We start from the raw sequence: 6,568 nt of genomic DNA, 5'->3' as shown, positions 1-6,568 counted from the left end.
GACGATAGCAGTACGATTCGTCGCTCAGCAGAGATATTTCTCGGCCAGGCGGGTTATAAAGTTGTGTTGGCGGACGACGGCTTTGACGCGCTCGCCAAAATGAATGACCACAAGCCCGCACTTATTTTCTGCGATATCTTGATGCCTCGTCTTGATGGTTATCAGACCTGCGCACTCATCAAGAAAAGTGCCAAATTCCATGCAACGCCAGTCATCATGCTGTCGTCCAAGGATGGTTTGTTTGACCGTGCGCGCGGCGCCATGGTCGGCTCCGATGCTTATCTCACCAAGCCATTCACTAAAGATAGTCTGCTCAAAACCGTGCGCGAATACACGGTGGAAGCAGTTGCAAAATAATTTTGATTTAAAGGTTTCAGATGGCTATCCAAAAAATCCTTATCGTCGACGACTCTCCGACTGAGCGTTATTTTCTGACCGATATACTGGTGAAAAAAGGTTTTTCCGTTTCCACTGCCGAAAATGGCGAGGAAGCAATGTTGAAGATCAAGGCAGACAAGCCGCAATTGATCTTGATGGATATCGTGATGCCGGGTCAGAACGGTTTTCAGGTTACCCGTGCGATAACGCGCGATCCGGAAACACAAGACGTGCCTATCATCATTTGCACCAGCAAAGGCCAGGAAACTGATCGTATCTGGGGTTTGCGTCAAGGCGCGCGTGACTACATAGTCAAACCGGTTGACCCGGCCGAGCTCCTGTCAAAAATCGCCGCGCTCGGATAAGCAGCTGCTCATGAGCCAGCCTACGTCGGATATTCAAATGGACAAGGTATCCGCCAGGTCGGATATAGGCGCGCGGCGTACGCGCCTGCGCGAATTTCAGACGCAGCTGGTGGAACGGATGCAAACCGCGCGTAGCGGTGCCGATACGCGCATCAATCAACTCGGCGTGCTCATAGGTGGTGGCCGCTGGTTGCTGAACCTGCAGACTGCAGGTGAAATTGTCTCGGTCGGCGCCATTACCGCAGTGCCATTGACGCAGCCGTGGTTTCTCGGCCTGACGAATATTCGCGGCAACTTGATCAGCGTGATCGATTTCGCCTGCTTCGAGGGTATGGCGCCTACGCCGATAGACAAAGACAGCCGTATCGTTGCATTTGCACCCGCGCTCGCATTCAATAGCGGATTGCTGGTGTCGCGTGTACTCGGCTTGCATAATGTCGCGGAAATGGAACAGCAAGACTATGTGCAAGATGAGTCTGCACCATGGTCGGGCAAACGTTATACAGATCGTGATTCCCAAGTCTGGACCGAGCTCGATCTTTCCTTAGTGATACAAAATCCTCAATTTTTGCACGTCGGTCTATGAGCAGTCCGGGAGCGATAACCCGGGCGCAGTATAAACAGAATCAGGAGAACCAGTATGGCGTTTAAATTACCTCTTTCCAAAAATAAAAAAGAGGCGGCCGCACAGGGAGCGGATGCTCACAGCGACGCACCGGTCGATACCATGACGCCAGTCGATGCCAAGGCTATGCGCACTGCGCGTGCCAATGTCAATCCGAATGCGACCTATATTGGTGACGTCCTGCAGAAAAGCGGTGATATTCGTCTGCCGCTGATCGGCAAACTGCCACTCCAGCAACAGGTTCGCATACTCTTGATCACGCTCGGATCCTCACTGGTCCTGGGTGCCGTATTCGTGTGGCTCAATGCAGACAATTCGGCATTGACGTCGACGCAGACGCAAATTGCCGGCGATGCGCTGATGCACTCGCAGCGGGTTGGTAAGGCAACGCCGAATGCGATTCAGGGTAACAAGGAAGCATTCAAGCAATTGGCTGATAGCCGCAAGGAATTCAATAACGATTTGACGGTATTGTCCAAAGGCGGCGTATATCAGGGACGCGATATCAGCGCGCCGAATGCGCAAATGAGTGCAATGCTGCAGGAAACGCAAAAATTGTGGGCTGGCTCGGACAAGGCAGCGGCCACGATCATCAAACTGGAAGGCCCTTTGACCGGCTTCGGCGCCACGCTGGAAGTATTGAACGGCATTTCGCCTAACCTGCTGGAACTGACTGAACAGATTTCAACGATGAAATCGCAGAGCGGCGCCTCGCCGCGTGAAATCGCTGCAGCGGGCCAGCTGGTCATGCTGACCCAGCGTCTGGCGCGCAGTGCGAATGAATTCCTGAGTTCGGAAGGCGTGAACCCGGAAACCGCCTTCTTGCTGGGCAAGGATACCAACACTTTCCGCGATATCACCGATGGCTTCCTGAATGGTAGCGAAGTGCTGCGTCTGAGCAAGACGACGGAACCGGATACGCGTGAAAAACTGGTCGAGTTGCAGGCTGCATTTGCCGACTATCAAAAATCGATTGCCCTGATTCTGGGTAACCTGCAAAACTTTATCGCAGCAAAACAGGCGCAGGAATTGATCTTCAAGGAAAACGAAGCCTTGAAGCAGCGCCTGACCGAGCTGCAGCAAAGCTATCGTACCCAGCAGGATTCGCTGACATTGTCGTTCTGGCTGATGCTGGTGAGCGTATTCACGGCGCTGATGGCTGCGGCCGGCATCGCACTGGTGCTGTTGCAGGATAGCCGTAACCGAACCAACGAAGCGGATGCGCGTCGTCTGGAAGCGGAAGGCCAGCGTCTCGAAGCGCAAAAGATGGAAGAAGAGGCGAAGCAGGCCAACGACCAGAACCAGGCTGCTATTTTGCGTCTGATGAATGAATTGCAGGAAGTGGCCGATGGCGACTTGACCATACAGGCCACGGTGTCCGAAGACATCACCGGCGCGATTGCCGACTCGGTCAACTATACGGTGGAAGAGTTGCGCGGTCTGGTCGGACGCGTGACGAATACGGCGGAACAGGTGACGTCGGCATCGAACACGGCGCAGAATATTTCCACCGAATTGCTGGAAGCGTCGCAAAAACAATCGCGCGACATTCAGGAAACCGGTCAGGCGGTACTGGAAATGGCGGTACAGATTACCGACGTATCCAAGTCTGCCAATGAATCGGCGGAGGTTGCGCGCCAGTCGGTGACGGCGGCGGAGGAAGGTTCCCGCGCGGTGGAAAATGCGATCAAGGGTATGAACGAGATCCGCGAGCAAATCCAGGAAACCTCGAAACGAATCAAGCGTCTGGGTGAATCGTCGCAAGAGATTGGCGAGATCACCGAACTGATTTCCGATATTACCGAACAGACCAACGTGCTGGCGCTGAATGCGGCAATTCAAGCCGCTTCAGCCGGCGAAGCGGGACGCGGTTTCTCGGTGGTGGCGGAAGAGGTGCAGCGTCTGGCGGAACGTTCAGGCGAAGCAACCAAGCAGATCGGCGCGCTGGTGCGTACCATTCAAACCGATACTCACGATGCGGTTGCCGCTATGGAAAAATCGACGCAGGGTGTGGTCGAGGGTGCGAAGCTGTCCGATGCTGCCGGTGCGGCGCTGTCCGACATTCGACGCGTTTCGAATCGCCTGGCGGAACTGATTCAAGGCATTTCATCGGCGACCGAGCAGCAGGCGACATCGGCCAACGGTGTGGCGCAGAATATACAAGGCATTTTGACCGTGACCGAACAGACGCAAGAGGGTACGCAGCAAACTGCGAACTCGATTCGCGAATTGTCGAAGCTGGCCGAAGAACTCAAAAACTCGGTATCACGGTTCCGTGTAACGGCTTGATATAGCGTCGTGTGCCTTGGTCGCGTCCTGGACGCGGCTGGTTTTGCAGGCACGCAGTGGTTTGAGGCTCAACAGCAATTGCGGTGATCAGTTTGCCTGGCGATTGATCACCCCGCACCCGCGAGGCAGTCATGAATACCCCTACTTCCTCTGTGCCGCAAGGTAACAAGGACAACTTCGATACCGGCCCGCTGTCGTGGGTCATAGCTGAAATCGGCGAGGCGCTGACGCGTTCCAAAGTGGCGCTGGGCGAAGCCTTGACGCAGGATGCCGAAACCCAGTCCACCACCTTGCGTCATGCAAAAACGTATTTGCATCAGGCGCATGGCGCATTGCAAATGGTGGATGTCGATGGTGTCGCCATCATTACTGAAACGGTAGAGGATTTATTCGACCGTTTTGAATCGGGTCAGCTGACCCTGACGGCTGACAGTGTGCATGCGATCGCGCATGCCTATCAAGCCTTGCTTGAATATCTGGAAGAATTGCTGGCAGGCTTGCCGCATCAACCGGTACGCCTGTTTCCCTACTATCGCTCCCTGCTGCAAGTGCGTGGCGCCGAACGCATCCATCCTGCCGATCTGTTTTTCCCCAATCTGGCGATCCGGCCGCAGTTGCCGCCGGCATCGACGACCTTGACGCCGGATGACTACGTCGCCTTGCGCAAGCGTTTTGAGCGCGCCTTGCTGCTGTTCCTGAAAGATGCGGATGGCGGTTCTGGAGCGGCAAGTGCAAAAACCATGCGCGACATCGTCCTGCGTGTCGAGCAGGCACAAAACACGCAGCAGGCGCGCAGCTTCTGGTGGGTCATGCATGGCTTTGCCGATGCAGTATCGGCTGGCCAGGTGCCCAACGAGCTGTATGTCAAACAACTGTTCGCGCGTATCAATTTACAGATCCGTCGCCTGAGCGAGGGATCGTCCAGCATCACTGAAAGATTGCTGCGCGACGCCTTGTTTTTCATCGCCCGCGTTGCGCAACCTTCGGCTGCCATCCAGCAAATCAGGACTGCATATCAGCTCGATGGTGTGGTACCTACCGATTATGAAAAGAAGCGTTATGGCCAGATCGATGCGCAGGCCCTGGCTGCCGCCAAGGAAAGGCTGACGCAAGCCAAGAATTTATGGAATCGCATCGCTGGTGGCGATGCCAGCGTGGCGCAGGCATTCGAGCGGGAAATGACGGGATTGGCCGAGGCCGGCAATCACTTGAACGCTCCGGCATTGGCAAAATTATTGCGCGAACTCAGCGGTATCGCGCGTCATGCTGCGCACTCGCGCCCGGGCGACAGCCTGAGCCTGGAAATTGCAACCAGCCTGTTGTTTGTGGAAAATGCGCTGCAGCAGATCAGTCATTTGTCGGATGATTTTGCCGAGCGTGCCGATGCCGTGACGGCGCGTCTGCTGTCTGCAGTATCTGGCGAAACGCTGACGCATACGGCCGCATGGCTGGACGACATGTCGCGGGAAGCGCAGGAGCGGCAAACCATGGCGGCGCTGGCAGGCGAAATGCAATCCAGCCTGCGTCAGGTCGAAAAAATGCTGGATGAATATTTCCGCGATCCGGAACAGCGTGCCGGTCTGTCGGAGATAGACACTGTCCTGTATCAAATCAGCGGTGCGCTGTCCGTCCTGGGCCATGAAGATGCGGTGCGTGCCGTGCAGCATACACAGGCGGCGGTACGCCGCTTTATCGATGCCGAAGAAGTACCGGCGGTGCAGGAATTCGAGCAGGTTGCACAGAACGTCGGTGCATTGAGTTTCTTCATCGAGACGCTGCAGCTGCATCAGGATGGCGTCAAGAATCTTTTCTCGTTCGACGACAAGCTCGGCATATTTCGCGCCAACCTGACGGAAAAAAACACCAGTTCGAATGCGGCGCTGGACGTGATCGTCACGCCATTATCGCAGGCTGAAAACACGATTCCCAGGACAGCTGTTGCGCAGGCGCCGGATTTGCCAACGGTAGAGGCAGAGCTCGCCTATCACCAGAAGCAGTCGGAAGAACTGGCGATTTCGCTGGCGGCCGAGCCGAGCAATCCCTTGCTGCAGGAACAACTCAAGGAGTCGCTCGAGCAAGTCCGTCTCGATGCCACGCTGGTGGACAATCCGGAAGCCAATGACAGGGCGCGTGCAGTCATTGACATGCTCGAGCACCCGGACTTTGTCGCATCACATGACGCGATGGAAGATATTGCGCTGGCAACGGCACCAGTGAAAAGTGCATCACATGTGGAAGAAATTGCGCCGCTGGTTGCGCCTGCTACCGACGAGGCAGTCGATGCCGAGTTGCTGGAAATTTTTCTGTCTGAAGCAGTAGAAGTGCTGGATTGCGTCAAGCAGACGATCCCGGACTCGCGCAATGCGCCGCACAACCAGGAATTCCTGACCACTTTGCGCCGCTCGTTTCACACGCTCAAAGGCAGTGGTCGCATGGTCGGCCTGGTCACATTTGGCGAAGCGGCGTGGCATGTCGAGCAGGTATTGAATTTGCGCCTGTCTGAAACACGCGGCGGCGACCCGGATCTGTATGCGTTGCTGGAGACGGCCGTGCAAGTGCTGGATGCATGGGTCGACGACCTGCAGACGCAAGGCCGCTCCGATCGCAGCGGTCGTGCACTGATCAATGCTGCCGAGCGCTTAAAGAATGGTGCAGCTTTCCATTACGATGCACTGGAAGAGTCATCACCAGCGGCTCAGACCGAGGAATTGGCAACACCGGCGACTGAGAATGGCGCAGCCGAAGAAACGGCAGCGGACAGCGCGGCTGACTTCAGTGGAGAACTCGCGGCGACCGAAGCCGAAGAGCTGCAGTTGTGCGATGAAGAACTGGCCCAGTTCCATACCTTCAATGCAACGGCAGAGCCGGCTGCGGATGTCGACCAGACGCCTGCGGCAAATGAACTCGATCA

Annotated in this window: 5 protein-coding genes; all 5 read left to right on the top strand. The window is 55.9% G+C overall.

The genetic code is table 11. From position 1 onward, the window contains the following. A partial coding sequence (locus Q7T06_RS05160; RefSeq protein WP_304781324.1) for a PleD family two-component system response regulator occupies positions 1 to 357 on the top strand: 357 nt, incomplete at its 5' end. Positions 358 to 377: 20 nt separating this feature from the next. Further along, positions 378 to 743 (top strand): response regulator transcription factor, encoded by a 366-nt coding sequence (locus Q7T06_RS05155; RefSeq protein WP_304781321.1) that lies wholly within the window; start codon positions 378 to 380, stop codon positions 741 to 743. Between the two features lie 10 nt (positions 744 to 753). Next, positions 754 to 1,329 (top strand): chemotaxis protein CheW, encoded by a 576-nt coding sequence (locus Q7T06_RS05150; protein ID WP_304781318.1) that lies wholly within the window; start codon positions 754 to 756, stop codon positions 1,327 to 1,329. A 54-nt stretch (positions 1,330 to 1,383) separates the two neighbouring features. After that, entirely contained in the window at positions 1,384 to 3,657 is a 2,274-nt protein-coding gene (locus tag Q7T06_RS05145) for a methyl-accepting chemotaxis protein (protein WP_304781314.1), read from the top strand. Between the two features lie 131 nt (positions 3,658 to 3,788). Continuing rightward, the coding region (locus Q7T06_RS05140; RefSeq protein ID WP_304781311.1) for an Hpt domain-containing protein at positions 3,789 to 6,568 on the top strand (2,780 nt) is incomplete at its 3' end.

Origin of the sequence: Herminiimonas sp. (assembly GCF_030645555.1) — a bacterium.
GTDB lineage: Bacteria > Pseudomonadota > Gammaproteobacteria > Burkholderiales > Burkholderiaceae_D > Oxalicibacterium.
This window is presented reverse-complemented; position numbering and strand designations above follow the sequence as displayed.